Origin of the sequence: Streptomyces sp. RG80 (genome assembly GCF_040446465.1) — a bacterium.
GTDB lineage: Bacteria > Actinomycetota > Actinomycetes > Streptomycetales > Streptomycetaceae > Streptomyces.
On the sequence record NZ_JBEAAJ010000010.1, the window covers coordinates 337,068 to 363,316 of the forward strand.

Genomic DNA, 26,249 nt, shown 5'->3' on the forward strand with positions numbered 1-26,249 from the left:
GGGGTGACTACTCAACAACCTTTGAGTGAAAGGCTGTTGACAAGGGTTGAATTGTGCGGCGGGGTGCTCCGATGAGCGTTCCCGTTCGCGAATTCGGGGTGCTGTCTCGGGGTGCTGTCACAGCCGCGGCGGCGCCATGGTGAAGCGGGCGGTGACCTGGGCGCGGACGTACTGGCGCTGGGGTTCCAGGTCCAGGGGCGCCGCGGTGTCGTCCTCTTCGGCGCCGAGCAGGGAGAAGCGGCGCACCCGGCCCGGCCGCGAGCCCGGTCGGGCGTCCCCCACGTCGGTGTCGGCCAGTTCCAGCAGTGCCGCCAGTGACGTACCCAGCGCCTCCGCGTACTCCCGCGCCCGCTGTACCGCTTCCCGAACCGCTTGCCGGCGCGCCTGGCCGTAGACCGGGGAATCGGTGCGCAGCGCCCACCAGGGTCCGTCGACACGGGTCAGGTCGAGGTCGGCCAGTCGTGTGGTGAGTTCCCCGAGGGCCGCGAAGTCCGTGAGTTCCGCGGTGACATGGACGTGGCCGTGGTAGGCGTGGACGCGTTCACCGCGGCCCTTCTCCTTCAGCTCGGGCGTGATGGAGAAGGCGCCGGTCTCCAGCCGCTCCACGGCGTCGCCGTAGGTCTTGATGAGGTCGAGGACGGTGGTGTTGCGGCGGGCGAGGTCGTCGAGGGCGGCGCGGCGGTCCTTGCCGCGGGCGGTGATGCCGACGCCGATGCGGGCGATCTCGGGGTCGACTTCGAGGTGGGCCTCGCCGCGGACGGCGATGCGGGGGGCGTCGGGGGTGCCGTAGGGCACGAAGGGTTGAGGGTCGTCCGCTGAAGGGGTGGTCATACGACCCACTCTGTCACTTCTTGACTGGTTGACGGCGGGAAAAGTCACAGTCCGGGTCATCAGATCGAAACCTGGAGGGGGTGTTGCCGCTCGCCGTGCGCGGGTCAGAATCTACGCGCGTCGTTGACCGTTCCCCGAGGAGATCAAGACATGCCGTTGAACCGCAGGAAGTTCCTGGAGAAGTCCGCCGTGACCGGTGCGGGCGTCGCGCTGGCCGGTGCCGTGGGTGCTCCGGCGGCCGAGGCCGCGGAGGCGTCGGCCGCCAGGAAGCCGAAGCCCGCGAAGCGGTACTCCCTGACGGTGATGGGCACCACCGACCTGCACGGCAACATCTTCAACTGGGACTACTTCAAGGACGCCGAGTACACGGACGCCAAGGGCAACGCGAAGGGCCTGTCCCGGGTCTCGACCCTGGTGAACCAGGTCCGTGCGGAGAAGGGCCGCCGCAACACGCTGCTCATCGACGCGGGCGACACGATCCAGGGCACCCCGCTGACGTACTACTACGCGAAGGTCGACCCGATCACCGCCCCCGGCGGCCCGGTCCACCCGATGGCCGCGGCGATGAACGCCATCGGCTACGACGCCGTGGCGCTGGGCAACCACGAGTTCAACTACGGCATCGAGACGCTCCGCAAGTTCGAGGACCAGTGCGACTTCCCGCTGCTGGGCGCGAACGCGCTGGACGCCAAGACCCTCAAGCCGGCCTTCCCGCCCTACTTCATCAAGAAGATCTGCCCGCCCGGCCTCCCGCCGGTCAAGGTCGCGGTCCTCGGCCTGACCAACCCCGGCATCGCGATCTGGGACAAGGCGTACGTCGAGGGCAAGCTGGTCTTCCCCGGCCTGGAGGAGCAGGCCGCGAAGTGGGTGCCGAAGCTGCGGTCGATGGGCGCGGACGTGGTCGTCGTCTCGGCGCACTCCGGCTCCTCGGGCACCTCCTCCTACGGTGACCAGCTGCCGTACATCGAGAACTCCGCGGCGCTGGTGGCCCAGCAGGTGCCCGGCATCGACGCGATCCTGGTCGGCCACGCGCACACCGAGATCGCCGAGCTGCTGGTCACCAACGAGAAGACGGGCAAGACGGTCGTCCTGTCCGAGCCGCTCTGCTACGCGCAGCGCCTGTCCCTCTTCGACTTCGAGCTGGTCTTCGCCAAGGGCCGCTGGACGGTCGAGTCGGTCAAGGCGACCGTGCGGGACTCCAGGACGGTCGCGGACGACCCGAAGATCACCAAGCTGCTGAAGGACGACCACGACATCGTCGTGGAGTACGTCAACCAGGTCGTCGGTACGGCCACCGACACCCTGACCACGGTCGAGGCCCGGTACAAGGACGCCCCGATCATCGACCTGATCACCAAGGTCCAGGAGGACGTGGTCAAGGCGGCCCTGGCGAGCACCGAGTACGCCTCGCTGCCGGTCATCGCGCAGGCCTCGCCGTTCTCCCGCACCTCGGAGATCCCGGCCGGCGACGTGACGATCCGGGATCTCTCCAGCCTGTACGTGTTCGACAACACGCTGGTCGCCAAGTTGATGACGGGCGCACAGCTCAAGGCGTACCTGGAGTATTCGGCGGAGTACTTCGTGCAGACCGCGGCGGACGCCGCGATCGACGTGGAGAAGCTCACGAACGCGGGCGGCCGGCCGGACTACAACTACGACTACGTGTCGGGCCTTTCGTACGACATCGACATCGCGCAGGCGGCGGGTTCGCGGATCAAGAACCTCACCTACAACGGTGCCGCGCTGGACGAGGCCCAGAAGTTCGTGTTCGCGGTGAACAACTACCGTGCCAACGGCGGCGGCGCGTTCCCGCACGTGGCCTCGGCGACCGAGCTGTGGGCGGAGTCGACCGAGATCCGCACCCGGATCGCGGAGTGGGTGACCGCGAAGGGTGTGCTGAATCCGGCCGACTTCGCGTCGGCGGACTGGAAGCTCACGCGGAACGGCACGCCGGTCTTCTAGGGCCGACAGGGGTGGGTCGCCGGCGCCGGTGTGAGATCCAACGCACCGGCGCCGGCGGTGTGTTCAGCGTCCTTCGGACAGTGGGGCGAGCAGTGCCGGGGCCTGGCGGGCGGCCGGGACCCGGGGCTGCTGGTCGAGTCCGAAGGTGGTGAAGGCCGTTCGGCCGGGCAGCGGGTAAGGGTCCTTCTCCGTCAGGGAGTTGAGGATGGTGGCGCTGCGCCAGGCGGCGAGGCCGAGGTCGGGGGTGCCGACGCCGTGGGTGTGGCGTTCGGCGTTCTGCACGTAGAGGGCGCCCGTGACGGAGGGGTCGAGGACGAGTCTGAACTGTTCGTCGACGCGGGGGCGTTCACGGCTGTCGCGGCGCAGATAGGGGTCGAGTCCGGCGAGGATGCGGTCCAGGGGGCGTTCCCGGTAGCCGGTGGCGAGGACCACGGCGTCGGTGGTGAGCCGGGAGCGGGTGTTCTGCTCGATGTGTTCGAGGTGGAGTTCGACCTTGGTGGTGGCGACCCGGCCCGCGGTGCGGACGCGGACGCCGGGGGTGAGCACGGTGTCGGGCCAGCCGCCGTGCAGGGTGCGCCGGTACAGCTCGTCGTGGATGGCGGCGATGGTGTCGGCGTCGATGCCCTTGTGGAGCTGCCACTGGGAGGCGACGAGCCGGTCGCGCTCGGCCTCGGGCAGGGCGTGGAAGTAGCGGGTGTAGTCGGGCGTGAAGTGTTCCAGGCCTAGCTTGGAGTACTCCATGGGGGCGAACGCCTCGGTGCGGCCGAGCCAGTGCAGGCCCTCCCGGCCCGCGGGGCGGGTGCGCAGCAGGTCGAGGAAGACCTCGGCGCCCGACTGTCCGGTGCCGACCACGGTGACGTGCTCGGCGCGCAGGAAGGCGTCGCGGTGGGCGAGGTAGTCGGCGGCGTGGATGACGGGCACGCCGGCGGCTTCGACGAGGGGCTTGAGCGGTTCCGGGACGTAGGGCTCGGTGCCGACACCGAGCACGATGTTCCTCGTGTACGTCCGGCCGAGGGCTTCGGCCTCTCCGTCGGCGTCGAGCTGGGTGAAGTCGACCTCGAAGACGTCGCGTTCGGGGTTCCAGCGGACGGCGTCGACCTGGTGGTCGAAGTGCAGGCCGGGGAGGTTCTCGGCGACCCAGCGGCAGTAGGCGTCGTACTCGGCGCGCTGGATGTGGAAGCGCTCGGCGAAGTAGAAGGGGAAGAGCCGCTCGCGGCTCTTGAGGTAGTTGAGGAAGGTCCAGGGGCTGGCGGGGTCGGCGAGGGTCACCAGGTCGGCCAGGAAGGGCACTTGGATGCGGGCGCCGTCGATGAGGAGGCCCGGGTGCCAGTCGAAGGCGGACCGCTGTTCGTAGAAGACCGTGTCCAGCTCGGCGAGGGGGTGGGCGAGCGCGGCGAGGGAGAGGTTGAAGGGCCCGATGCCGATGCCGACCAGGTCGCGGGGTGCGTCGGGCTCGTGGTGGGGAGGGGTGGGGGTCATCGGTGGGGGGTTCCTTCCACGATCTTCAGGAGTGCGGCCAGGTCGTCGGGCCGGGTGTGGGGGTTGAGGAGGGTGACCTTGAGCCAGAGCCGGCCGTCGAGTCGGGCCCGGCCGAGGACGGCGCGGCCGTCGGTGAGGAGTTCTCGGCGTACGGCGGCGATGTCGTCGTCGGTGGCGGGGACGGGCCGGAACAGGACCGTGCTGATGGTGGGCGCGTCGTGGAGCTCGAAGCGGGGGTGGTCCGCGACGAGGCCGGCGAACTCCTGTGCCCGGGCGCAGACTTGGTCGACGAGTCGGCCGAGTCCCGTGCGACCGAGGGTTTTCAGGGTGACGGCGATCTTGAGGACGTCGGGGCGTCGGGTGGTGCGCAGGGAGCGGCCGAGGAGGTCGGGGAGGCCGGCCTCGGTGTCGTCGTCGGCGTTGAGGTAGTCGGCGCGGTAGGTGAGGGCGGCGAGGTCGCGGGGGTCCTTTACGGCGAGGAGTCCGGCGGCGACCGGTTGCCAGCCGAGTTTGTGCAGGTCGAGAGTCACGGTGTCTGCGGCGTCGAGGCCGGTGAGCTTGTCCCGGTGGCGGTCGCTGAAGAGGAGTCCCCCGCCGTAGGCCGCGTCGATGTGCAGGCGGGCGCGGTGGGTTCGGCAGAGGGCGGCGATGTCGGGGAGGGGGTCGATGAGGCCGGCGTCTGTGGTGCCCGCGGTGGCGGCGACGAGGTGGGGGCCCGGGAGGTCGGTGAGTGCGGTGTCCAGGGCGGCGGGGTCGAGGGTGCCGGTGGGGGCGGGGACGGTCACCGGGTCGGGGAGGCCCAGTAGCCAGGCGGCTCGGGGCAGGGAGTGGTGGGCGTTGGATCCGCAGATCAGGCGGGTGCCGGCGCCCAGGGCTTCTCGGGCCAGGAGGAGGGCGAGTTGGTTTGCTTCCGTGCCGCCGGTTGTTGCCACGGCGTCCGGTGCGTTGTCGGCTGCGGGCCGGTGGGGGCTTGTCGCGCAGTTCCCCGCGCCCCTAGGAACGTCCGTGTAGACCTCGTTCGCCAGTGCCCGTGTCAGCAGTTGCTCCAGCTCCGAGGCCGCCGGGGCCTGGTCCCAGGAGTCCAGGGAAGGGTTGAGGACGCTCGCCGCCAGGTCGGCTGCCGCCGCTACCGCCAAGGGTGGGCAGTGGAGGTGGGCGGCGCACAAGGGGTCCGCCGGGTCGGCGGAGCCTGCCGCCAGGGTCCGCACCAGGTGTCGTAGCGCCTCCGGGTCGCCCTCGTCGGGCAGTACCTCGCCGACCGCGGCCCGGACCCGTTCCGCGACCGCCTGCGGGCCTCCCGACGGCAGTGGGCCCCCGCGCTCGCGCGCGCCGTCGTGCAACGCGTCGAGGACGGTCGCGAGCAACGGGTGCAGGGCGCGGGGGCCTTCGGGGCCTGAGGCCAGTGGCGGAGTGCGCATGGTCCCAGCTTGTACGCGGTTGCGTGGGCGCGCCCGAAAAGTTCAACGAACCAGACCCGAAAGGGGGTACTTCCGTGCGGGGAAAACGTATTGGAGATCAGCCCTGGAAGGCCGCGGCGTGGTCCCGGGCCCACTGCTCGAAGGTGCGGGCGGGGGCGCCGGTGATCTTCTCGACGGTGTCGGTGATCTCGGGGGCCCGGCCGACGGAGGCGTCCCAGCTCTTCAGCAGGAACTGGAGCAGCTGCGGTGGCATGTGCGGGAACAGCTCGGCGCCGGCTCGCTCCGGCGGGACCTCGGCGTACTCCAGGTCGCGTCCGAGGGCGCGGCCGAGCGCGGCGATCTGGTCGGTGTTGCTGGTCGCCCCGGGTCCGGTCAGGACGTGGGCGGCGCCTTCGTGGCCGAGGTCGAGGAGGGCGCGTTCGGCGACGGCGGCGATGTCGTCCTCGTGGATGGGCGCGCTCATCGCGCCGGGGTAGACCCCGCGGACGGTGTCGCCGGCGCGGATCTGGCCGGCCCACTGGAGGGCGTTGAGGGCGAAGGCGTGGGGGCGCAGGAAGGTCCAGTCCAGGCCGCTGTCGCGGACCGTCTGTTCGGCGTCGGCGTGCATGATCCGCAGCGGGTTGTGGTCGTCGGCGCCCTCCTTGACGTATCCGGCGGACAGGAGCACGACGTGCCGGACGCCGGCCGTGCGGGCCGCGGCGAGGAGGTCGGCGTTCGCCGCCTGGACGTAGAGGAAGAGCTTGGTGGCGCCTTCGAAGGCGGACGCGTCGGGGTGGAGGCGCTGGACCTCCACCCCGTCGGGCAGTGCGGCCCGCTGCGGGTCGCGGGTGAGGGCGCGTACGGGTCGGCCTGCGGCGAGGAGCCGGTCGACGAGGACACGGCCGACGTTTCCGGTGGCGCCGGTGACTAAGATCACGGGTCTGTCTCCCAGGGTTGGTCGTCCTTGGCCCTTCGAGCCTAGAACGGACGATCACCTTCCCGCGTCGTCTCCCGGGAGCAACCACGGCCTACGTCTGAGGTCCTAGGCCTCCCGTACCCGCAGGGCCCGTGCCAGGTCGTCGAGTTGGTCGGCGAGCTTGCGGCGCAGGGCCGGGATGGGCTCGGCGTCGCGCAGGCACCGTTCGCCGTGGCTCAGGGTGTCGGCGTCGACGGCGTGCGCGGGGAACGCCCAGCGGCCGGCGGCGTCGGCGATGGCGGGGCCGCGACGGGCGGCGAGGGCGACGGCGTCCTCGAAGTAGCGCGGGACGTACTCCTGGAGGAGTTCGGCCTGTTCGGGCTGCCAGAAGCCCTGCGCGGTGGCGATGAACAGGTAGTTGGACAGGTCGTCGCGGGCGAACATGGCCTCCCAAGCGGTGCGCTTGGCGGCCGCGTCGGGCAGCGCGGCCCGGCAGCGGGTGGCGCCCTCCTGGCCGGTGGCGGACGGGTCGCGGTCGAGTTCGGCGGCGATGGCCGTCTCGTCGGTGGCGTCGAGGACGGCGAGCCGGGCCAGGACGCGCCAGCGCAGCTCGGGGTCGAGCTCGGGGCCGCCGGGCACGGTGCCGTCGGCGAGCCAGGCGGCGATGGTGTCGGGGTGGGCGGCGACGTCGATGAAGTGGCGTACGGCGATCAGGCGCAGGCCGGGGTTGTCGCCGTCCTCGGTGCGGCGGATCAGGTCGCGGCACAGGCCGGTCAGGGTGGTGAGGGCGGCGGGGCGCTCCTCGGCGGTCACATAGCGCCCGGCGACCTGCACGGCGGCGAAGGCGAGGACGCCCTGGACGACGGCGAGGTCGGTCTCGTGCGGGAGGTGGGTGCGGGCGGCCTCCAGGTAGGCGGTGGGCGCCAGTTCGCCGTCCCGGACCGAGTCGCGCAGGGCGTTCCAGACGACGGCCCGGGTGAGCGGGTCGGGCAGCCCGGACAGGCTCGCGCGGACGGTGTCGAAGGAGCCGGCGTCGAAGCGGACCTTGGCGTAGCTGAGGTCGCCGTCGTTGAGGAGCAGGAGGGCCGGGCGCTTGCCGATGGGCTGGGGTGCGCTCTGCGGGATGTCGAGGTCGAGGCGTTCGCGCAGGACGAGCCGGCGGTCCTCGTCGGTGACGTCCTGGTCGTAGAGGCCGACGGCGATGCGGTGCGGGCGGCTGCCGCGGTGCTCGACGCGGAGCGTGTGGACGCCTTCGTCGCCGCGGGTCACCTCGGGCTTGAGGGTGTCGACTCCGGTGGTGCGCAGCCAGGTCTCCGCCCAGGCGTGGACGTCGCGTTCGGTGCTGCTCGCGAGGGAGTCGATGAAGTCGGCGAGGGTGGCGTTGGCGAACCGGTGCCGGGCGAAGTGGGTGTTGATGCCGGCGAGGAAGTCCTTCTCGCCGAGCCAGGCCACCAACTGCCGTAGCGCGGAGGCGCCCTTGGCGTAGGAGATGCCGTCGAAGTTGAGCATCGCGGACGCGGTGTCGGGCACCAGCTCCGGGTCCGGGGCGACGGGGTGGGTGGAGGGGCGCTGGTCGGCCTCGTAGCCCCAGGCCTTGCGGGCCACGCCGAAGTCGGTCCAGGTGTCGGCGAATCGGGTGGCTTCGGCGCAGGTCTGGTAGCCCATGTACTCGGCGAAGGACTCGTTGAGCCAGATGTCGTCCCACCAGCGCAGGGTGACGAGGTCGCCGAACCACATGTGGGCCATCTCGTGGGCGATGACCATGGCGCGGGTCTGGCGCTCGGTGTCGGTGACGGCGGAGCGGAAGACAAACTCGTCGCGGAAGGTGACCAGTCCGGGGTTCTCCATGGCGCCGGCGTTGAACTCGGGGACGAACGCCTGGTCGTAGGAGTCGAAGGGGTAGGGCTCCTCGAACTTCTCGTGGTAGCGGTCGTAGCACTGCTTGGTGACCTCGAACAGTTCGTCGGCGTCCGCGTCGAGGTAGGGGGCGAGCGAGCGGCGGCAGTGCAGGCCGAAGGGCAGGCCGCGGTGTTCGGTGGTGACGGAGTGGTAGGGGCCGGCCGCGGCGGCGACGAGGTAGGTGGAGATCAGCGGGGTGGGTGCGGTCCGCCACCGGCCCTCGCCGAGGTGTTCGGCGATGCCGTTGGCGAGGACGGTCCAGTTCTCCGGGGCCTGCACGGTCAGCTCGAAGACGGCCTTGAGGTCGGGCTGGTCGAAGGCCGGGAAGACGCGCGGGGCGTCGTCCATGCAGAGGTTGCTGTAGACGTAGGTCTCGCCGTCGGTGGGGTCGGTGAAGCGGTGCATGCCCTCGCCGGTGCGGGAGTAGCGCATGGCGGCGTCGATGCGGAGTTCGTGTTCGCCGGCGGTGAGGTTCTTCAGGGGCAGCCGCTCGGCGTCGAGGCTGTCCGGGTCGAGGGGCTGTCCGTCGAGGGTGACGGAACGCAGCTCCGCGGGCTTGAGCTCGACGAAGGTGTCCCCGTCCGTGCGCGCCGTGAAGCGGATGACGGTGCGGGAGTCGAAGGTCTCGTCCCCGGTCGTCAGATCGAGGTCGATCGTGTACCGGTGGACGTCGAGGAGCTTGGCACGGGTCTGCGCTTCGTCGCGCGTCAGTACGGACATGCAGGACATGCTGCCTGATGGGACCGGTCGGGCACAGGGGCGGATCGGTACGCGGCCTATGTCCGGTCCTGTTCGAGACTGCCCCCTCGCGCCCCTTCCGCGCGCTGGAGCGGGACCCTTGTGTCCGGGTGGGGCAGGGCGGGGCGTACGGGGCGGTCGTGGGCCTCGCCGTGGTCCTTGACGAGGGCGCGCAGTTCGCGGATCTCCTCCTCCAGGGCGAGCTGTCGCCGGTAGCCGTCGTAGAGGTAGCGGACCTTGGTGCGCAGCGCCCAGGGGTCGATGGGCTTCATGATCAGGTCGGCGACGCCGAGCCCGAAGGCGGTGGAGGTCAGTTCGTGGTCGGTCCCGAAGCCGGTGAGCAGGATGACGGGGATGTGCTGGGTCTGTTCCAGGCGGCGCATGTAGCGGACCACGTCGAGGCCGCTGACGCCGGGCATCCGTACGTCGAGGAGGAGCAGGCCGACCTGCCCGCGGAGCACCTGCTTGAGCGCCTCGTCGCCGCTGGTGGCGCGGCTGAGCCGGTACCCCAGCGGGGCGAGGGCGCTCTCCAGCGCGTACAGCGTGTCCTCGTGGTCGTCGACGATGAGGATCTTGGCATCCGACGGCATGGCCCGACGTCCCTCCCGCATGGGACAACCAGCTTATGTCCGAAGAGCTGACGGGGAGTGCTCGCCAGCTGACAAGGAGTGCACAGCGCAGCATGCCTCCCGCGGGCCCGCCTGTCACTCCCCCATGCCGTCGACCGAGGTCAGTCCCCTTGTGACGGGCCGCCGTTGACGGCGTCCTCGGCGATCCGCTCGTGATGCCTGATCACCTCGGCGATGATGAAATTGAGGAACTTCTCAGCGAACGCCGGGTCGAGTTTGGCGTTCTCGGCGAGGCTGCGCAGCCGCTCGATCTGCCGGGCCTCGCGGGCCGGGTCGGCGGGCGGCAGCTGGTGTCTGGCCTTCAGGAGGCCGACCTGCTGGGTGGCCTTGAAGCGCTCGGCGAGCATGTGGACGACGGCGGCGTCGATGTTGTCGATGCTGTCGCGCAGCCGGACGAGTTCCTCGCGCACGGCGGGGTCGACGTCACCGGTTCCGTTGTTGCTGGTGGTCATGGCGGACCAGCCTACGTGGACCGGTGCGGGGGATCCTGGGCGGATCGTCGGAGCCGGGGGCCCGGTCGCTCCGGACGCCGGACACGACACCGCCTTTGAACGCGAAGCGCACCTGGGCGGCAACCGCGGCGAATTGCCCGGAGCCAGCGCCCGGCCACTCCGACCGCCCCCGGACACGGCTCGGCCCTACCAGGCCCGAACACGCACCGGACCAGCACAGCCGACAGCGGGCCCCTCACGGGGCACCGGTCCCGGGCAGCCGGGGTGGATCGTCGGGGTCGGGTACCCGGTCGCTCCAGCCACCGGGGACGGTGCGGCCCTGTTGGGCGCGGAAGCGGACGGGGGCGGTGCCGACGCGGCGGGTGAACAGGCGGGAGAAGTAGGCGGGGTCGTCGTAGCCGACGCGGCGGGCTACGGCGGCGACGGGGAGTTCGGTGGCGGCGAGGAGTTCCTTGGCGCGGCCCAGGCGGATGCCGAGCAGGTAGTCCTTGGGGCTGCATCCGGCGCCGCGGCGGACGGCGGTGCGCAGTTCGGCGAGGGTCATGCCGTGCCGGGCGGCGTGGTCGGCGACCGTCATCGGCTTGCAGGCGTCGTCGGCGAGGGCCTTGAGGACCTGGTGGCCGTCGGGGGCGAGGTCGGCGCGGGCGCGGCGCAGGGCCACGAGGAGTTCGTGCACGGCGGCGCCGGTCTCGACCTCCAGCAGGGGATTGTCGCGGCGCGCGGCGCGGGCCATACGGCCGATGACGGCACGCGGTCCGGCGGCGTCGGAGAGGGGCACGACGGGCCGGTCGGGCTCGATGTAGCCGAGTTCGGTGTACGTGGCGGTGGCGGGCCCGGTGAAGTCGACGAACCCCTCGTCCCAGCCGGTGCCGGGGTCGGGCGCGTAGTGGTGCGGGACGCCGGGGGTGAGCCACAGCAGCGCGGGCGCGGTCACGGTGGTACGCCGGCCGCGCGCGTCCTCGTACCAGCCGCCGCCGGCGCTGATGACGACGGCGACATGGTGGTCCAGGGTGCGCGGTCCCACGGTGGGCAGGGCGCCGTACTGGAGGCCCACGCCGAGACAGACGAGGCCGAGGCGGTGGTGGGCGGGGCCGGGCGTGAGGAACCGCATCCAGGTCTGATACATCGAAGGCCCCCTTCCGTTTCCTTCCGTCCAAGCTGCGCCGATCTTTGTCCATGGACCCTGACCTGCGCCAGAGGCGAGGGTGAGGGGTATGAGCGAGTTCACGGTGGGGGACACGGACTTCCTGCTGGACGGGCGGCCGGTGCGGCTGCTGTCCGGCGCGCTGCACTACTTCCGGGTGCACGAGGCGCAGTGGGGACACCGGCTGGCGATGCTGCGGGCGATGGGCCTCAACTGCGTGGAGACCTACGTCCCGTGGAACCTGCACGAGCCGCGACCGGGCGCCTACGACGATGTGGAGGCCCTCGGTCGTTTCCTGGACGCGGCCCGGGAGGCGGGGCTGTGGGCGATCGTGCGGCCGGGGCCGTACATCTGCGCCGAGTGGGAGAACGGCGGCCTGCCGCACTGGCTGACGGGCCGGCCACGCACCGGCGACCGGGAGTACCTGGGGCACGTCGAACGCTGGTTCCGCCGGCTGCTGCCCCAGGTCGTGGCCCGGCAGATCGACCGCGACGGTCCGGTGATCATGGTCCAGGTCGAGAACGAGTACGGCAGCTACGGCTCGGACGCGGCCTATCTGCGATGGCTCGCCGACCTCCTGCGGGACGCGGGCGTCACGGCTGCGCTCTTCACCTCCGACGGCCCCGAGGACCACATGCTGACCGGCGGTTCGCTCCCGGGTGTCCTCGCCACGGTCAACTTCGGCTCCCACGCGCGCGTGGCCTTCGAGACCCTGCGCCGGCACCGCCCGGACGGCCCGCTGATGTGCATGGAGTTCTGGTGCGGCTGGTTCGACCACTGGGGCGCCGAGCACGTCGTACGGGATCCGGGGGACGCGGCGGCGGCCCTGCGGGAGATCCTGGAGTGCGGGGCCTCCGTGAACCTCTACATGGCGCACGGCGGGACGAGCTTCGCGGGGTGGGCGGGGGCGAACCGGGGCGGCGGTGATCTGCACGACGGCCCGCTGGAGCCGGACGTGACGTCGTACGACTACGACGCGCCGATCGACGAATTCGGCCTCCCCACCGACAAGTTCCGGCGCTTTCGTGAGGTACTCGCCGAGTACGCCGACGACCCACTGCCGGAACTCCCTCCGGCCCCCGCACAGTTGGGTACCCCGGCCGAGATGGACCTGACCGGCTGGGCCCCCCTGACCGACGTACTGGCGACACTCGGCGGCCCGGAGACCACGACCCCCGTGCCGCCCACCTTCGAGGAACTGGACGTGGACCGGGGCCTGGTGCGGTACGAGGTGACGGTTCCGGGGCCCCGGCAGCCGTACCCGCTGATCGCACGCGGGCTGCGCGACCTGGCAGTGGTGTACGTCGACGGGAAGCGGGCCGGGGTGCTCACCGAGGAGGACGAGCGGCTGGAGGAGCCCGTCGCCGGGCACGCGCGCGTGGAGCTGTGGGTGGAGTCCCTGGGGCGGGTCAACTACGGCCCGCGGACCGGTGAGCCGAAGGGGATCACCGGGGGCCTGCTGCACGAACGGCAGTATCTGCACGGGGTACGCGCGCGTGGGCTGCGGCTGGACGCGCTGGAGGACATCTCGGGCGTGCCCTTCCAGCCGTACGACGGTCAGGGCGCTCCCGGCCTCTACCGCGGCACCCTCACCGTGCGGGGCGTGGGTGACGCGGTGCTCGAACTACCGGGCTGGACCCGGGGGTTCGTCTGGATCAACGGCTTCAACCTGGGCCGCTACTGGTCCATGGGCCCCCAGCACACGCTGTACGTCCCCGGCCCGGTGCTGCGAGAGGGCGGCAACGACGTGTGGGTGCTGGAGCTCTCGGGAACGGCCACGCGAGCGCCGTACCTCAGGAGCCGATGACCTTGTGCAGATGCACGTCCTGGTGCCCACCGGGGATGCCCTCGGTACGGCCCGTCTCGCGGAAACCGAGCCCCTTGTAGAAGTCCGGGGCCTGGAAGGTGAAGGAGGAGACGATCATCTCGGTGCAGCCACGCCGCACGGACTCCTCCTCGGCGGCGCGCATGAGCCGACTCCCCCAGCCGGCGTGCCGCTGGTCCGTGCGCACCCAGAGCATGTCCACGGCACAGCAGGCACCCCAGATCCACGCGGTGAGCCCTCCGACCAGCTCCCCGTCGGCGTCGCTGACCCGGACGGTGAGCGGCGCCGGGGTCCCGGCACCGGTCGCCTCGGCGTTGAAGGCGGTCAGCTCGTCGTCGAGACGCTGCTCCAGGGCATCGTCCTTGCCGCCGACCGTCAAAGAAGCTCCGGGTTCGATGATCACGGCCGGGAGTATGCCAGGCCGGCCGTCCGACCGGGGAAAATCCGCTCGCACCCTCGTAGAGTGGAAGCGGGTTCAGGGCGTCTTGGGGGTACGGGCGTGGCGAACGACGGACCGGTCGAGCACGGCTACCCGCACCTGGAGACGGTGCGGGCCTCGATCACCGCGCTCTGGAAACGGCTGTCCTACGACACCGTCCAGACGTTCTCGACCAGCGTGGCCCCCGCCGACGTGGCCTTCTGCGACACCGACGATCTCCATCTGGGCGCACAGCGCGTCGCCCGCGAGCTGGTGCGGCACTACCGGCTCCCCGACGCCCGGCTGATCGTCGGCTTCCGAGAGATGACCCACGCGGCCAACGTCGAACTGGCCGCGGGGCCCGAGTACTTCGTCGAGCTGAACGACCGTTTCCGGACCCATCGACGGGACATCGGGGCGGCGCTGGCGCACGAGGTCATGCATGTCTACCTCCACCGGCTCGGACTGTCGTTCCCGGGGCTCCCGGAGAACGAGATCCTCACGGACACGGCGACGACGTACCTGGGCGCCGGGTGGCTGCTGCTGGACGCGTACCGGGAGGACTCGGCGTCCTCGCAGAAGCTGGGGTATCTGACGCCGGAGGAGTTCGGGTACGTGCTGGCCAAGCGGGCGCTGGTGTTCGGCGAGGATCCGTCGGTCTGGTTCACCAGTCCGCAGGCCTACACAGCGTATGTGAAGGGGATGGCGAAGGCGCGGGAGGACGAGCAGCAGCCTCCGCTCACCGCTGCCGGCTGGGCTGGGCGGCGGCGGTATGCGCGGGATCGGCGTGCTCATGTTCCGCAGTCCGGGGCGTCCTATGCGTTCACGCCCGACGGGGGTGCCGGGGGGTTGCGGGTTTCCTTTCCCTGTCCTACCTGTCATCAGAAGATCAGGGTGCCGGTGCGGGGGCGGGTTCGGGCGCGGTGTGGGTTGTGTCGGACGGTGTTGGAGTGCGACACGTAAGAGGTGCGTCGTTGTCCGCGGGCTCGTGGGGGCTGGTCGCGCAGTTCCCCGCGCCCCTGAGTCAGTCCCCCTAAGCCCCGTAGACCTGTCCCGGCGCTTCCGCCCGGCCGAGCAGTTCCCGTGCCGTCTCCCCCGCCTCCGCCGGTGTCCACCTCGCCCCCTTGTCCACGCTCGGTCCCGCCCTCCACCCCTCCATGACCGTGATCCGGCCGCCCTCCGTCTCGAAGACCCTCCCCGTCACCCCCGCGCTCGCCTCCGACCCCAGCCACACCACCAGCGGCGAGACGTTCTCCGGGGACATCGCGTCGAAGCCCGAGTCCGGGGCCGCCATGGTCTCGGCGAACGCCCGCTCCGTCATCCGGGTCCGGGCCGCCGGGGCGATGGCGTTGACCTGGACGCCGTACCGCGCGAACTCAGCGGCCGCGACGAGCGTCAAGCCCACGATTCCCGCCTTGGCCGCGCTGTAGTTCCCCTGCCCGACCGACCCCAACAGCCCTGCTCCGCTACTGGTGTTGACCACACGCGCCACCGGCATGCGCCCCGCCTTCGCCTCGGCCCGCCAATACGCGGCGGCGTGCTTCAGCGGCAGGAAGTGGCCCTTCAGGTGGACCCGCGTCACCGCGTCCCAGTCCTCCTCGTCGAGGTTGACGAGCATCCGATCGCGTAGGAATCCGGCGTTGTTGACGAGGGTGTCGAGCCGGCCGTAGGTGTCCAGGGCGGCGGTGATCAGGGAGCGGGCCCCTTCCGTCGTGGCGATGTCGCCGCCGTGGGTGACGGCCTCGCCGCCCGCCGCCCGGATCTCGGCGGCCACTTGGGCGGCGGGGCTGTCGGCGCCGGGTGAGCCGTCCAGTCCGACTCCGAGGTCGTTGACCACGACCCGCGCTCCCTCGGCCGCGAAGGCGAGCGCGTGGGCCCGGCCGAGGCCCCGGCCCGCTCCGGTGACGACGACGACCCGGCCGTCGCAGATTCCGCTCATCTCACGTCTCCTTGTTGGCAGTTGCCGCGTCCAGGAACAGCGGCCGTTCCCCGCCCCCGTGCACCAGCAGCGAGGACCCGGTGATGTACGCGGCGGCGTCCGAGGCGAGGAAGACGGCGGCGGCGCCGATGTCGGAGGGCTCGGCCAGCCGTCCGAGCGGGACGGTGGACGCCACGGCTGCGACCCCGTCCGCGCCGCCGTAGTGGAGGTGCGCCAGCTCGGTGCGCACCATGCCGACGACCAGCGTGTTCACGCGGATGTCCGGCGCCCACTCCACCGCCATCGACCGGGCGAGGTTCTCCAGTCCGGCCTTCGCCGCCCCGTACGCCGCCGATCCGGGCGACGGACGACTGCCGCTGACGCTGCCGATCATGACGACCGAGCCCGTCGACCGCCTCAGGTGCTCGTACGCCGCGAGGGAGACCGTCAGCGGGGCGAGGAGGTTGAGCTCGACGACCCGCGCGTGCCGCTCGGCGTCCGCGTCCGCCAGGAGCCGGTACGGTCCGCCGCCCGCGTTGTTGACGAGGACGTCGAGGCGGGGCAGCGCGGTGAAGAAGGCGCGTACGGCGGCCGGGTCCCGCACGTCCAGCGGGGCGAACTCAACGCCGTCGAGCGGCACTTCGGGCGCCCGGCGCGCGCACGCCACGACCTGCGCCCCCGCGCCCGCGAGCGCCCGCGCGATCCCGGCACCCACTCCCCGCGTACCGCCGGTGACGACCGCGACCTTCCCCTTGAGCTCCATTCGCCGCTACCCTCCACCTAACAAACGTTTGGTGGAAAGGTAGCTGATGCTTCCATGAGTGTCTCCACCTCGTCCCCGGAAAAGGGGTCCGAAAAGGACGGCGTCGCCGTCGTCACGGTCGACTTCCCACCGGTGAACGCCCTGCCGGTGGACGGCTGGTTCGCCCTCGCCGACGCCGTGCGCTCGGCGGGCCGTGACCCTCGGGTGCGGTGCGTGGTGCTGGCCGCCGAGGGCCGGGGGTTCAACGCGGGCGTGGACATCAAGGAGATCCAGGCACAGGGCCCTTCGGCTCTCGTCGGCGCCAACCGCGGCTGCTACGCGGCCTTTTCGGCGGTGTACGACTGCGAGGTACCCGTGGTGGCCGCGGTGCAGGGCTTCTGCCTGGGCGGCGGGATCGGCCTGGTGGGCAACGCGGACGCGATCGTGGCGAGCGAGGACGCCACCTTCGGACTGCCCGAGCTGGACCGGGGCGCGCTCGGCGCGGCCACCCATCTGGCCCGACTGGTCCCCCAACACCTCATGCGGGCCCTGTACTTCACCTCGCGCACGGCGACCGCGGCCGAGCTGCACGCGCACGGGTCGGTGTGGCGGGTGGTACCGCGTACCGAACTGCACGCGGCGGCACTGGAGTTGGCGCGCGAGATCGCCGCCAAGGACGGAGAGCTGCTCCGTCTCGCCAAGGCCGCCATCAACGGCGTCGACCCGGTCGACGTGCATCGCAGCTACCGCTTCGAGCAGGGCTTCACCTACGAGGCGAGCACCTCCGGGGTGGCCGACCGCATCCGCGACAGGTTCGGGAAGGAGGGCCGTTAGATGGGCGACAAGACCATGACCGCGCAGGAGGCCGTGTCCCGGCTGCACAGCGGCATGACCCTCGGCATCGGCGGCTGGGGCTCCCGCCGCAAGCCGATGGCCCTGGTCAGGGCCCTGCTGCGGTCGGAGATCACCGACCTCACGATCGTCTCGTACGGCGGCCCGGACGTCGGCATGCTCGCCGCCGCCGGACGGATCCGGAAACTGGTGGCGGCCTTCGTCACCCTCGACTCGATCCCCCTGGAGCCGCACTACCGCGCGGCCCGCGAGCGCGGCGACTTCGAGCTGACGGAGATCGACGAGGCCATGTTCATGTGGGGGCTGCGGGCCGCCGCGCACCGCCTGCCCTTCCTCCCGGTGCGCGCGGGCCTCGGCTCGGACGTCATGCGGGTCAACCCCGGCCTGCGGACGGTGACTTCGCCGTACGACGACGGGGAGTCCTTCGTGGCGATGCCCGCCCTGCGCCTGGACGCGGCCCTGGTCCACGTCAACCGCGCCGACCGGCTGGGCAACGGTCAGTACCTGGGCCCGGACCCGTACTTCGACGACCTCTTCTGCGAGGCGGCGGACACGGCGTACGTCTCGTGCGAACGGCTCGTCGACACCGCCGAGTTGACGAAGGAGGCGGCACCGCAGTCCCTGCTGATCAAACGGCACACCGTCACCGGAGTCGTGGAGGCGCCGAACGGGGCGCACTTCACGTCCTGCGCGCCGGACTACGGCCGGGACGAGGCCGCACAGAAGGCGTATGCCACCACCCCGTGGCCGGAGTTCGCGGCGCGGTACCTGGAGGAGGGATCGTGACCGCTTCCCTTGCGGCGCCCACCCGCGCCGAGTACTGCGTGATCGCCTGCGCCGAGGCCTGGCGGGACGGCGGCGAGATCCTGGCGAGCCCCATGGGCCTGATCCCCTCCGTCGGGGCCCGCCTCGCCCGGCTCACCTTCGCACCGGACCTGCTGCTGACCGACGGCGAGGCACTGCTGGTCCGCCCGGACGGCACCGTGGAGGGCTGGCTGCCCTACCGGCAGCACCTGGCCCTGGTCACGCGCGGCCGGCGGCACGTGATGATGGGCGCGAGCCAGATCGACCGCTACGGCAACCAGAACATCTCCTGCATCGGCGACTGGGCGCAGCCCAAGCGGCAGCTGCTCGGGGTGCGGGGCGCACCCGTCAACACCCTCAACAACCCGACGAGTTACTGGGTGCCCCGGCACTCCCGGCGGGTCTTCGTGGAGAAGGTCGACATGGTCTGCGGGGTCGGCTACGACCACGCGGCCGGCATCGGTGCCCGCCATCACCGCATCCCCCGGGTCGTCTCCGACCTCGGCGTCTTCGACTTCGCCACGCCGGACCACTCGATGCGGCTGGCCTCGCTGCACCCGGGGGTGAGCGTCGAACAGGTTGCGGAGGCCACGGGTTTCGCCCTGACCGTCCCGGAAGAGGTGCCGTACACCCGTGAACCGAGCACGGACGAGCTGAAGTTGATCCGAGAGGTGCTCGACCCGGCCGGCGTCCGCGTCAGGGAGGTCGCCGTCTGATGGACACGGCACTGACCCGGCTGGTCGGCGTCCGCCATCCGCTCGTACAGACCGGCATGGGCTGGGTCGCGGGCCCCCGTCTGGTGTCGGCCACGGCGAACGCGGGCGCGCTCGGCATCCTGGCCTCGGCGACCATGACCCTCGACCAGCTGCGGGAGGCGGTACGCGAGGTCAGGTCCCGTACGGAGGCGCCCTTCGGGGTCAATCTCCGCGCCGACGCGACGGACGCCGGCGACCGGGTGCGCCTGATGATCGAGGAAGGCGTACGGGTCGCCTCCTTCGCCCTCGCGCCCTCCGCCGAGCTGATCGCCGAGCTCAAGGAGGCGGGCCTCGTCGTGATCCCGTCCGTCGGGGCCCGCCGGCACGCCGAGAAGGTCGCGGCGTGGGGGGCGGACGCGGTGATCGTGCAGGGCGGAGAGGGCGGCGGGCACACCGGCGAGGTGGCGACGACCGTACTGCTGCCGCAGGTGGTGGACGCGGTGGACATCCCGGTCGTGGCCGCCGGGGGCTTCTTCGACGGGCGGGGCCTGGTCGCGGCGCTGGCGTACGGGGCGGCGGGGGTCGCGATGGGTACGCGGTTCCTGCTGACGTCGGACTCGACGGTGCCGGACGCGGTGAAGGCGCGCTACCTCGCGGCGACGGTGCGGGACGTGACGGTGACCCGGGCGGTCGACGGGCTGCCGCACCGCATGCTCCGCACCGATCTGGTGGCCGAGCTGGAGAGCTCCGGCCGCGCGAGGTCCCTGCTGCGAGCGATCCGCCGTGCGGCCGGCTTCCGGCGTCTGTCCGGACTCACCTGGCGCGGGATGCTCCGCGACGGCCTCGCCCTCAGACACGGCAAGGACCTCACCTGGAGCCAGGTCCTCCTCGCCGCGAACACGCCCATGCTGCTCAGGTCGGCGATGGTGGACGGCCGTACGGATCTCGGGGTCATGGCCTCCGGGCAGGTCGCCGGGGTGATCGACGACCTGCCGTCGTGCGCGGAGCTGGTGGAGCGGATCATGAAGGAGGCGGAGGAGGTGATGGAGAGCCTCAGAGCCGCTCGATGATCGTCACGTTCGCCTGGCCCCCGCCCTCGCACATCGTCTGGAGTCCGAACCGCCCGCCCGTGCGCTCCAGTTCGTGCAGCAGGGTCGTCATCAGCTTGACCCCTGTCGCGCCCAGCGGATGCCCCAGCGCGATCGCGCCCCCGTTGACGTTGACCTTCTCCGGGTCAGCCCCGGTCTCCTTGAGCCAGGCGAGGACGACCGGGGCGAAGGCCTCGTTGATCTCGACGAGGTCGATGTCGTCGATGGTCAGGCCGGTCTTCTTCAGGGCGTGGGCGGTGGCGGGGATGGGCGCGGTGAGCATCCGGATGGGGTCCTCGCCCCGCACGGAGAGGTGGTGCACGCGCGCGCGTGGAGTGAGCCCGTGCTCGCGCACCGCCCGCTCCGAGGCCAGCAGCATGGCCGCCGCCCCGTCGGAGACCTGCGAGGAGCACGCGGCGGTGACCGTGCCGCCCTCCACGACCGGCTTCAGCGCGGCCATCTTCTCCAGCGAGGTGTCCCGGCGCGGCCCTTCGTCGACGGTGACGTCCCCGTAGGCCACGGTCTCCCGCCCGAAGCGCCCCTCGTCGATCGCCCGTACCGCCCGCTGGTGGGACCGCAGCGCGAACTCCTCCTGGTCCTGCCGGCTGATCCCCCACTTCGCGGCGATCATCTCGGCGCCGACGAACTGGTTCACCGGCTTGCCCCCGTACCGCGCCTGCCAGCCCTCGCTCCCGGCGAACGGGCCCTGGGTGAGCCCCAGTGGCTCGGCGGCCTGCCGGGTCGCGAAGGCGATCGGTATCAGGGACATGTTCTGCACACCACCGGCGACCACCAGGTCCTGCGTACCGGACAGCACGCCCTGCGCCGCGAAGTGCACGGCCTGCTGCGAGGAGCCGCACTGCCGGTCCACGGTCACGCCCGGCACCTCCTCGGGCAGCCCGGCCGCCAGCCAGCAGGTCCGCGCGATGTCCCCGGCCTGCGGCCCGACGGCGTCGAGACAGCCGAAGACGACGTCCTCGACGGCGGCCGGGTCCATCCCCGCCCGCGCGACCAGTTCCTTGAGCACATGCGCGCCGAGGTCGGCGGGATGTACCCCGCTGAGTCCTCCCTTGCGCCGCCCGACGGGCGTCCGGACCGCTTCGACGATGTAGGCCTCGGCCATGGCAGCAACTCCCTTGCGGTTAAGGGCACATCAACGGCTATTCACGTACGGCGATCCCGTCCAGCACCATCGACAGGTACTGCCGGGCGATCTCCTCCGGGCTGTGCTGTCCACCGGGCCGGTACCAGGACGCGGCGACCCAGACCGTGTCGCGCACGAAGCGGTAGGTGAGCCGGACGTCGAGGTCGGCCCGGAACACCTCGGCGGCCACCCCGCGCTCCAGCGTGGACAGCCACGCCTTCTCGAACTTGCGCTGCGAGTCGGCGAGAAAGCCGAACCGCTCCTGCGCGACCAGCTGTCTGCTCTCCTTCTGGTAGATCGCGACGGCGGCGCGGTGCCGGTCGATCTCCCGGAACGACTCGGTGACCAGGGCCTCCAGCGTCTCGCGGGGCCCGAGTTCGGCGGCGAGGACGCCGTCGTAGCCGTCCCAGAGCTCGTCGAGGAAGGTCCGCAGGATCTCCTCGAGCATCGACTCCTTGGAGTCGAAGTGGTAGTAGAGGCTGCCCGCGAGCATGCCCGCGTGGTCCGCGATCTTCCGGACGGTGGTGGCGTTGTAGCCCTGCTCGGCGAAGACCTCGGCGGCGGTGTCGAGGAGTTCCCGGCGACGGGCGGGCGCGGCGGGGGTCACCTGCGGCTTCTTCTTGGTCGGCACGACATCATTCTGGCCCTAGGCATGTTGGCTGCTGACGGCGACGACCTCACCGGTCATGTACGACGAGTAGCCGGAGGCCAGGAACACGATCACGTTGGCGACCTCCCAGGGTTGCGCGTACCGCCCGAACGCCTCCCGCGCGGTCAGTTCCTCCAGCAGTTCCGGAGTGGTCACCTTCACCAGGTGCGGGTGCATGGCGAGGCTCGGCGCGACCGCGTTGACGCGCACGCCGTACGCGGCGGCCTCCATCGCCGCACACCGGGTCAGCGCCATGACGCCGGCCTTCGCGGCGGCGTAGTGCGCCTGTCCCGCCTGCGCGCGCCAGCCGACGACGGAGGCGTTGTTGACGATCACGCCGCCGCCGGTCTCCCGCATCGACCTCAGCGCGGCCCGGGTGCACCGGAAGGTGCCGTTCAGTGTGACGTCGAGGACCCGGGACCACTGTTCGTCGGTCATGTCGACGAGGTCCGAGGTCCCGCCGAGCCCCGCGTTGTTGACGACGACGTCCAGTCGGCCGTGTTCCTCCACGGCGGCCTCGAACAGCGCCCGCACCTGGGTCTCGTCGGTCACGTCACAGGGCAGCGCGGTCACCGAGCCCGCGTCGAACTCGGCCGCCAGTTCGGCCTCGTACTCCTTGAGCCGGCGTGTGTGCGCGTCGCTGATCAGCACCCGCGCGCCCTCCTCCAGGAACCGCCGCGCGGTGGCACCGCCGATGCCGGCACCGGCCGCCGCGGTGATGACGGCGGTGCGCCCGCTCAGCAGCCCGCGCCCCGGCTCGTACGCCGGACTCTCGACGCCTGTCATAGGGCCACGCTAACCTACCAAACACTTGTTAGGGAAGCATCGTCGAAGGGCTGCCGCCGATGGACCTCGCCTTCACGCGGGAAGAGGAGGCCTTCCGGGCCGAGGCCCGCGCATGGCTCACCGACCGTGTGCCGCCGGAGCCACTGCCCTCCCTGGAGACCGAGGAGGGATTCGCGGCGCACCGCGCGTGGGAGGCCGAACTGGCCGCGAACCGCTGGTCGGTGGTCGACTGGCCGACGCGGTACGGAGGGCGGGACGCGGGGCTGGTGCGCTGGCTGCTCTTCGAGGAGGAGTACTACGCGGCGGGCGCCCCCGGCCGCGTCAACCAGAACGGCGTCAGCCTCCTCGCCCCGACGCTCTTCGACCACGGCACGGAGGAGCAACGCGCGCGTGTGCTGCCGCCGATGGCCAGCGGCGAGGCGGTCTGGGCGCAGGCCTGGTCGGAGCCGGAGGCGGGTTCGGACCTGGCGTCCCTGCGTTCGAAGGCGATCCGCGCGGACGGCGGTTGGCTCGTGAGCGGCCAGAAGACGTGGTCGTCCCGGGCGGCCTTCGCGGACCGCGCGTTCGGCCTGTTCCGCAGCGACCCGGACACCCAAAAGCCCCACCAGGGCCTGACGTACCTCATGTTCGACCTGCGCGCCCCCGGTGTCACGGTCCGCCCGATCGCCCGCCTGGACGGCAAACCGGCCTTCGCGGAGCTCTTCCTCGACGAGGTGTTCGTGCCGGACGAGGACGTGATCGGCGAGCCGGGCCAGGGCTGGCGGATCGCGATGTCGACGACGGGGAACGAGCGGGGGCTGAAGCTGCGCTCACCGGGCCGTTTCCTGGCGGCGGCGAACCGACTCGCGGCGCTGTGGATCGGCGAGGACCGGCCCCACGACACCGGCGCCCGCGTCGCCGACGCCCTGATCGGCGCCCGCGCCTACGAGCTGTACACCTACGCCGCCGCCTCCCGCGTCCTGGACGGCGAGTTGCTCGGCCCGGAGTCCAGCCTGAACAAGGTGTTCTGGTCGGAGTACGACATAGCGCTGCACGAGACGGCCCTCGACCTCCTGGGCCCCGAGGGCGAGTTGGCGGACACGGACTGGTCCGAGCGCTACGTCTTCGCCCTCGCCGGCCCCGTCTACGCGGGCACCAACGAGATCCAGCGCGACATCATCGCCGAGCGCCTGCTCGGTCTGCCGAAGGGACGCCGGTGATGCGGTTCCTCCTCGACGCCGAGCAACGCGCCTTCGCCGCCTCGCTGGACGCACTCCTGACGTCCTCGGACACGCCGTCGGTGATCCGGGACTGGAGCCGCGGCGAGCACGGGAGCGGCCGTGCGCTGTGGCGCCGTGTCGCCGAGGCGGGCGTCTTCGCGCTGGCGATGCCGGAGGCGCACGGGGGATTGGGGCCCCGCCCTGTGGAACTCGCCCTGTCCTTCATCGAGTTGGGGCGGCACGCGGTGCCCGGCCCGCTGGTGGAGACGGTCGCGGTCGCGACACTGCTGGCCGGACTGGAGGACCAGGACCCGGCCAAGCGCCTGCTGCCCGCGCTGGCGTCGGGCGAGTCGACGGCGACCCTGGCGACCGGACCGTACGCACTGGACGCGGACGTGGCGGACCTACGGCTGACCCTCACCCTCCCGCCCCACCCGGCGCCCGCCGAACTCCGCCTCGCTCCCCCGCCCGGCCCCCTGCACCCCTCCCTCGACTCCGCCCGGCGCCTCTACGAGACTCCCCGCACCGGCGAACTCCTCGCCGTCGACCCGCCCTTCGCCTCCGCCCTCCTCCTGGCCGGTCTCACCACCGCCGCCCAGGCCCTCGGCGTGGGCCTGGCCCTGCTCGACAGAACGGTCGCCTATGTGAAGCAGCGCACCCAGTTCGGCGCCCCCATAGGCTCGTTCCAGACCGTCAAGCACCAACTGGCCGACGCGAAGATCGCCCTGGAGTTCGCCCGCCCCCTCGTCCTCGGCGCCGCGCTCACGCTGACCGAGAGCGACGTCGCCGCGGCCAAGGTCACGGCGTGCGAGGCGGCGTACCGGACCGCCCGCACCGCGCTCCAACTGCACGGCGCGATCGGCTACACCGCGGAGTACGACCTGTCGCTGTGGCTGACCAAGGCCCGCGCCCTGCGCACCGCCTGGGGCACCCCGGACGAGTGCCGGGCCGCCGTCCTCCTCAGTGGTGGTCGCCGCTGGTGAGCTGCCGGTACTCCTCCGCCGTCGGCTTCGCGATCCGTGTCTGAGGCCCGAACATCACGTACGCCAGCCGCGCCCGCACCCGCTGGGAGACCGTCACCGGCCGCCGCACCCCGTTCCTGTCGACCAGGGGGCCGATCTCGTACGGCGGGTTCTGCTCGTGCTGGGTGAGGGTGTGCAGCTGTTCCTGCGCGAGGGGTTCATGGACCTCGACGTACTCCCCGTGCGGCAGCCGTTTGATGACGCCCGTCTCCCGGCCGTGCAGCACCTTGTCCCGGTCCCGGCGCTGAAGTCCCAGACAGATCCGCTTCGTCACGAGGAACGCGAGCACCGGCACCACGAAGAAGGAGACCCGGACGAACCAGGTGATGGCGTTGATGGACAGATGCAGATGGGTGGCCACGATGTCGTTGCCGCCGCCGATCAGCAGCACCACGTACAGGCTCAGCCAGGCCACGCCCAGGCCCGTGCGCACGGGGACGTTGCGCGGCCGGTCCAGGATGTGGTGCTCGCGTTTGTCGCCGGTGATCCACGCCTCGACGAAGGGATAGACGCCGAGGGCGAGCAGGATCAGCGGGAAGAGCGAGAAGGGGATGAGGACACCCAGCACCAGGGTGTGGCCCCAGGCGCTGATCTCCCATCCCGGCATCACCCGGATCAGGCCCTCGGAGAAGCCGAGGTACCAGTCGGGCTGGGCGCCCGTGGTGACCAGGTCCGGCCGGTAGGGGCCGAACGCCCACACGGGATTGATCTGGGCGAGGCCGCCCATGAGCGCCAGCACCCCGAAGACGAGGAAGAAGAAGCCGCCCGCCTTGGCCGTGTAGACCGGCAGGAAGGGCATCCCGACGACCGTTTTCTCGTCGCGGCCGGGCCCCGGGTACTGCGTGTGCTTGTGGTAGAAGACCAGGATCAGATGCGCGACCACCAGGCCCAGCATGATCCCGGGCAGCAGCAGTACATGGATCGGGAACAGCCTCGGGATGATGTCGTGTCCCGGGAACTCGCCGTCGAACAGGAAGAAGGAGAGATACGTCCCGATGATCGGGACCGACAGGATCGCGCCCTGCGCGAAGCGGATGCCGGTGCCGGAGAGCAGGTCGTCGGGGAGGGAGTAGCCGGTCAGACCGGTGAGGATGCCGAGCATCAACAGGGTCCAGCCGAACACCCAGTTGACCTCGCGCGGCTTGCGGAAGGCGCCGGTGAAGAACACCCGCATCATGTGCACCAGCATCCCGGTGACGAAGACCAGCGCCGCCCAGTGGTGGATCTGCCGGATCAGCAGTCCGCCGCGCACGTCGAAGCTGATGTCGAGCGTGGACTCGAACGCGCGGGTCATCACGATGCCGTTGAGGGGCTCGTAGGAGCCGTTGTAGACGACCTCGACGCCGCTGGGTTCGAAGAACAGGGTGAGGTAGATGCCGGTGAGGATGATGACGAGGAAGCTGTAGAGGCAGACCTCGCCGAGCATGAAGGACCAGTGGTCGGGAAAGACCTTGCGCATGTTGGCCTTGGCCAGCCCGTACAGACCGAGCCGCCCGTCCGCCCAGTCGGCGAGTTTCTCGCCCTTGGCGGGGGTCCGCCCCCGTGTCCCGTTCACCGATCGCGCGCCGTCCATGGGCCGTCGCCTCCGTCGTCGGATCACTTTCAGAGTGGCACGACGACGCGGCCAAGCCAACGGGAAGGGCCGCTTCCCGGCCGCTGG

24 protein-coding genes are annotated in these 26,249 nt (G+C 71.3%); 9 read left to right on the forward strand and 15 right to left on the reverse strand.

Annotated features, from left to right (window positions below):
* Window positions 1-117: 117 nt before the first annotated feature.
* Window positions 118-831 carry an SIMPL domain-containing protein gene (locus ABKA17_RS33890; protein ID WP_353696146.1) on the reverse strand — a complete coding sequence of 238 codons (714 nt, stop codon included), beginning with the start codon at window positions 829-831 and terminating at the stop codon, window positions 118-120.
* A 150-nt stretch (window positions 832-981) separates the two neighbouring features.
* Between ABKA17_RS33890 and ABKA17_RS33895 the strand changes: the two genes are divergently transcribed.
* Window positions 982-2,793 carry a bifunctional metallophosphatase/5'-nucleotidase gene (locus ABKA17_RS33895; protein ID WP_353696147.1) on the forward strand — a complete coding sequence of 604 codons (1,812 nt, stop codon included), beginning with the start codon at window positions 982-984 and terminating at the stop codon, window positions 2,791-2,793.
* A gap of 63 nt (window positions 2,794-2,856) precedes the next feature.
* On the opposite strand, the gene ABKA17_RS33900 is transcribed toward ABKA17_RS33895, so the two are convergent.
* From ABKA17_RS33900 to ABKA17_RS33930, 7 genes are all read right to left on the reverse strand, one after another.
* Entirely contained in the window at window positions 2,857-4,272 is a 1,416-nt protein-coding gene (locus tag ABKA17_RS33900) for a lysine N(6)-hydroxylase/L-ornithine N(5)-oxygenase family protein (RefSeq protein ID WP_353696148.1), read from the reverse strand.
* Window positions 4,269-5,690, reverse strand: a complete 1,422-nt coding sequence (locus tag ABKA17_RS33905) for a pyridoxal phosphate-dependent decarboxylase family protein (protein ID WP_353696149.1) — start codon at window positions 5,688-5,690, stop codon at window positions 4,269-4,271. The genes ABKA17_RS33900 and ABKA17_RS33905 overlap by 4 nt, the downstream gene beginning before the upstream one ends.
* Window positions 5,691-5,787: 97 nt before the next feature.
* The gene (locus ABKA17_RS33910; protein ID WP_353696150.1) at window positions 5,788-6,606 is read right to left on the reverse strand and encodes an NAD(P)H-binding protein; all 819 of its coding nucleotides are present in this window, start codon (window positions 6,604-6,606) and stop codon (window positions 5,788-5,790) included.
* Window positions 6,607-6,711: 105 nt separating this feature from the next.
* Window positions 6,712-9,204, reverse strand: coding sequence for an aminopeptidase N (pepN, locus tag ABKA17_RS33915; protein WP_353696151.1), 2,493 nt, complete (start codon window positions 9,202-9,204; stop codon window positions 6,712-6,714).
* A gap of 56 nt (window positions 9,205-9,260) precedes the next feature.
* Complete coding sequence (locus ABKA17_RS33920) at window positions 9,261-9,812, reverse strand: response regulator (RefSeq protein WP_353696152.1); 552 nt, start codon at window positions 9,810-9,812, stop codon at window positions 9,261-9,263.
* 140 nt (window positions 9,813-9,952) lie between these two features.
* Window positions 9,953-10,303 carry a chorismate mutase gene (locus ABKA17_RS33925; RefSeq protein ID WP_353696153.1) on the reverse strand — a complete coding sequence of 117 codons (351 nt, stop codon included), beginning with the start codon at window positions 10,301-10,303 and terminating at the stop codon, window positions 9,953-9,955.
* Between the two features lie 235 nt (window positions 10,304-10,538).
* A complete protein-coding gene (locus ABKA17_RS33930; protein ID WP_353696154.1) occupies window positions 10,539-11,429 on the reverse strand; it encodes a helix-turn-helix domain-containing protein in 891 nt (296 codons plus the stop codon).
* Window positions 11,430-11,517: 88 nt separating this feature from the next.
* Here ABKA17_RS33930 and ABKA17_RS33935 point away from each other — a divergent pair, with 88 nt between their 5' ends.
* A complete protein-coding gene (locus ABKA17_RS33935) occupies window positions 11,518-13,254 on the forward strand; it encodes a glycoside hydrolase family 35 protein (RefSeq protein ID WP_353696155.1) in 1,737 nt (578 codons plus the stop codon).
* Here the strand turns inward: ABKA17_RS33935 and ABKA17_RS33940 are convergent.
* Entirely contained in the window at window positions 13,241-13,675 is a 435-nt protein-coding gene (locus ABKA17_RS33940) for a GNAT family N-acetyltransferase (protein ID WP_353696156.1), read from the reverse strand. The genes ABKA17_RS33935 and ABKA17_RS33940 overlap by 14 nt on opposite strands.
* A gap of 96 nt (window positions 13,676-13,771) precedes the next feature.
* Here ABKA17_RS33940 and ABKA17_RS33945 point away from each other — a divergent pair, with 96 nt between their 5' ends.
* Window positions 13,772-14,653, forward strand: a complete 882-nt coding sequence (locus ABKA17_RS33945) for a hypothetical protein (protein ID WP_353696157.1) — start codon at window positions 13,772-13,774, stop codon at window positions 14,651-14,653.
* A 70-nt stretch (window positions 14,654-14,723) separates the two neighbouring features.
* Here the strand turns inward: ABKA17_RS33945 and ABKA17_RS33950 are convergent, their stop codons facing one another.
* The gene (locus tag ABKA17_RS33950; protein WP_353696158.1) at window positions 14,724-15,629 is read right to left on the reverse strand and encodes an SDR family oxidoreductase; all 906 of its coding nucleotides are present in this window, start codon (window positions 15,627-15,629) and stop codon (window positions 14,724-14,726) included.
* A gap of 1 nt (window position 15,630) precedes the next feature.
* Window positions 15,631-16,371: an SDR family oxidoreductase gene (locus ABKA17_RS33955; protein WP_353696159.1), complete on the reverse strand. Its 741-nt coding sequence runs from the start codon at window positions 16,369-16,371 to the stop codon at window positions 15,631-15,633.
* Between the two features lie 54 nt (window positions 16,372-16,425).
* Between ABKA17_RS33955 and ABKA17_RS33960 the strand changes: the two genes are divergently transcribed.
* From ABKA17_RS33960 to ABKA17_RS33975, 4 genes are read left to right on the forward strand one after another with little or no spacing between them, the layout of a single operon-like run.
* Window positions 16,426-17,184 (forward strand): enoyl-CoA hydratase family protein, encoded by a 759-nt coding sequence (locus ABKA17_RS33960; protein ID WP_353696160.1) that lies wholly within the window; start codon window positions 16,426-16,428, stop codon window positions 17,182-17,184.
* Window positions 17,185-17,988: a CoA transferase subunit A gene (locus ABKA17_RS33965; protein ID WP_353696161.1), complete on the forward strand. Its 804-nt coding sequence runs from the start codon at window positions 17,185-17,187 to the stop codon at window positions 17,986-17,988.
* Entirely contained in the window at window positions 17,985-18,722 is a 738-nt protein-coding gene (locus tag ABKA17_RS33970) for a CoA-transferase subunit beta (RefSeq protein WP_353696162.1), read from the forward strand. Before ABKA17_RS33965 ends, ABKA17_RS33970 begins: the two co-directional genes overlap by 4 nt.
* Window positions 18,722-19,771, forward strand: coding sequence for an NAD(P)H-dependent flavin oxidoreductase (locus tag ABKA17_RS33975; protein WP_353696163.1), 1,050 nt, complete (start codon window positions 18,722-18,724; stop codon window positions 19,769-19,771). The genes ABKA17_RS33970 and ABKA17_RS33975 overlap by 1 nt, the downstream gene beginning before the upstream one ends.
* On the opposite strand, the gene ABKA17_RS33980 is transcribed toward ABKA17_RS33975, so the two are convergent.
* Genes ABKA17_RS33980 through ABKA17_RS33990 form a run of 3 tightly spaced genes read right to left on the reverse strand, consistent with a single transcriptional unit; the run spans window position 19,755 to window position 22,368 of the window.
* Window positions 19,755-20,912 carry an acetyl-CoA C-acetyltransferase gene (locus ABKA17_RS33980; protein WP_353696164.1) on the reverse strand — a complete coding sequence of 386 codons (1,158 nt, stop codon included), beginning with the start codon at window positions 20,910-20,912 and terminating at the stop codon, window positions 19,755-19,757. The genes ABKA17_RS33975 and ABKA17_RS33980 overlap by 17 nt on opposite strands.
* A gap of 37 nt (window positions 20,913-20,949) precedes the next feature.
* Window positions 20,950-21,564, reverse strand: coding sequence for a TetR/AcrR family transcriptional regulator (locus tag ABKA17_RS33985; RefSeq protein WP_353696165.1), 615 nt, complete (start codon window positions 21,562-21,564; stop codon window positions 20,950-20,952).
* Window positions 21,565-21,579: 15 nt separating this feature from the next.
* A complete protein-coding gene (locus ABKA17_RS33990; protein ID WP_353696166.1) occupies window positions 21,580-22,368 on the reverse strand; it encodes an SDR family oxidoreductase in 789 nt (262 codons plus the stop codon).
* Window positions 22,369-22,427: 59 nt separating this feature from the next.
* Between ABKA17_RS33990 and ABKA17_RS33995 the strand changes: the two genes are divergently transcribed.
* Together ABKA17_RS33995 and ABKA17_RS34000 are read left to right on the forward strand one after the other, a co-directional pair.
* Window positions 22,428-23,567: an acyl-CoA dehydrogenase family protein gene (locus ABKA17_RS33995; RefSeq protein ID WP_353696167.1), complete on the forward strand. Its 1,140-nt coding sequence runs from the start codon at window positions 22,428-22,430 to the stop codon at window positions 23,565-23,567.
* The gene (locus ABKA17_RS34000; protein ID WP_353696168.1) at window positions 23,567-24,550 is read left to right on the forward strand and encodes an acyl-CoA dehydrogenase family protein; all 984 of its coding nucleotides are present in this window, start codon (window positions 23,567-23,569) and stop codon (window positions 24,548-24,550) included. Before ABKA17_RS33995 ends, ABKA17_RS34000 begins: the two co-directional genes overlap by 1 nt.
* On the opposite strand, the gene qcrB is transcribed toward ABKA17_RS34000, so the two are convergent.
* On the reverse strand, window positions 24,528-26,162 hold the full coding sequence (gene qcrB / locus ABKA17_RS34005) for a cytochrome bc1 complex cytochrome b subunit (protein WP_353696169.1): 1,635 nt from the start codon (window positions 26,160-26,162) through the stop codon (window positions 24,528-24,530). The two genes, ABKA17_RS34000 and qcrB, sit on opposite strands and share 23 nt — an antisense overlap.
* Window positions 26,163-26,249: the final 87 nt, after the last annotated feature.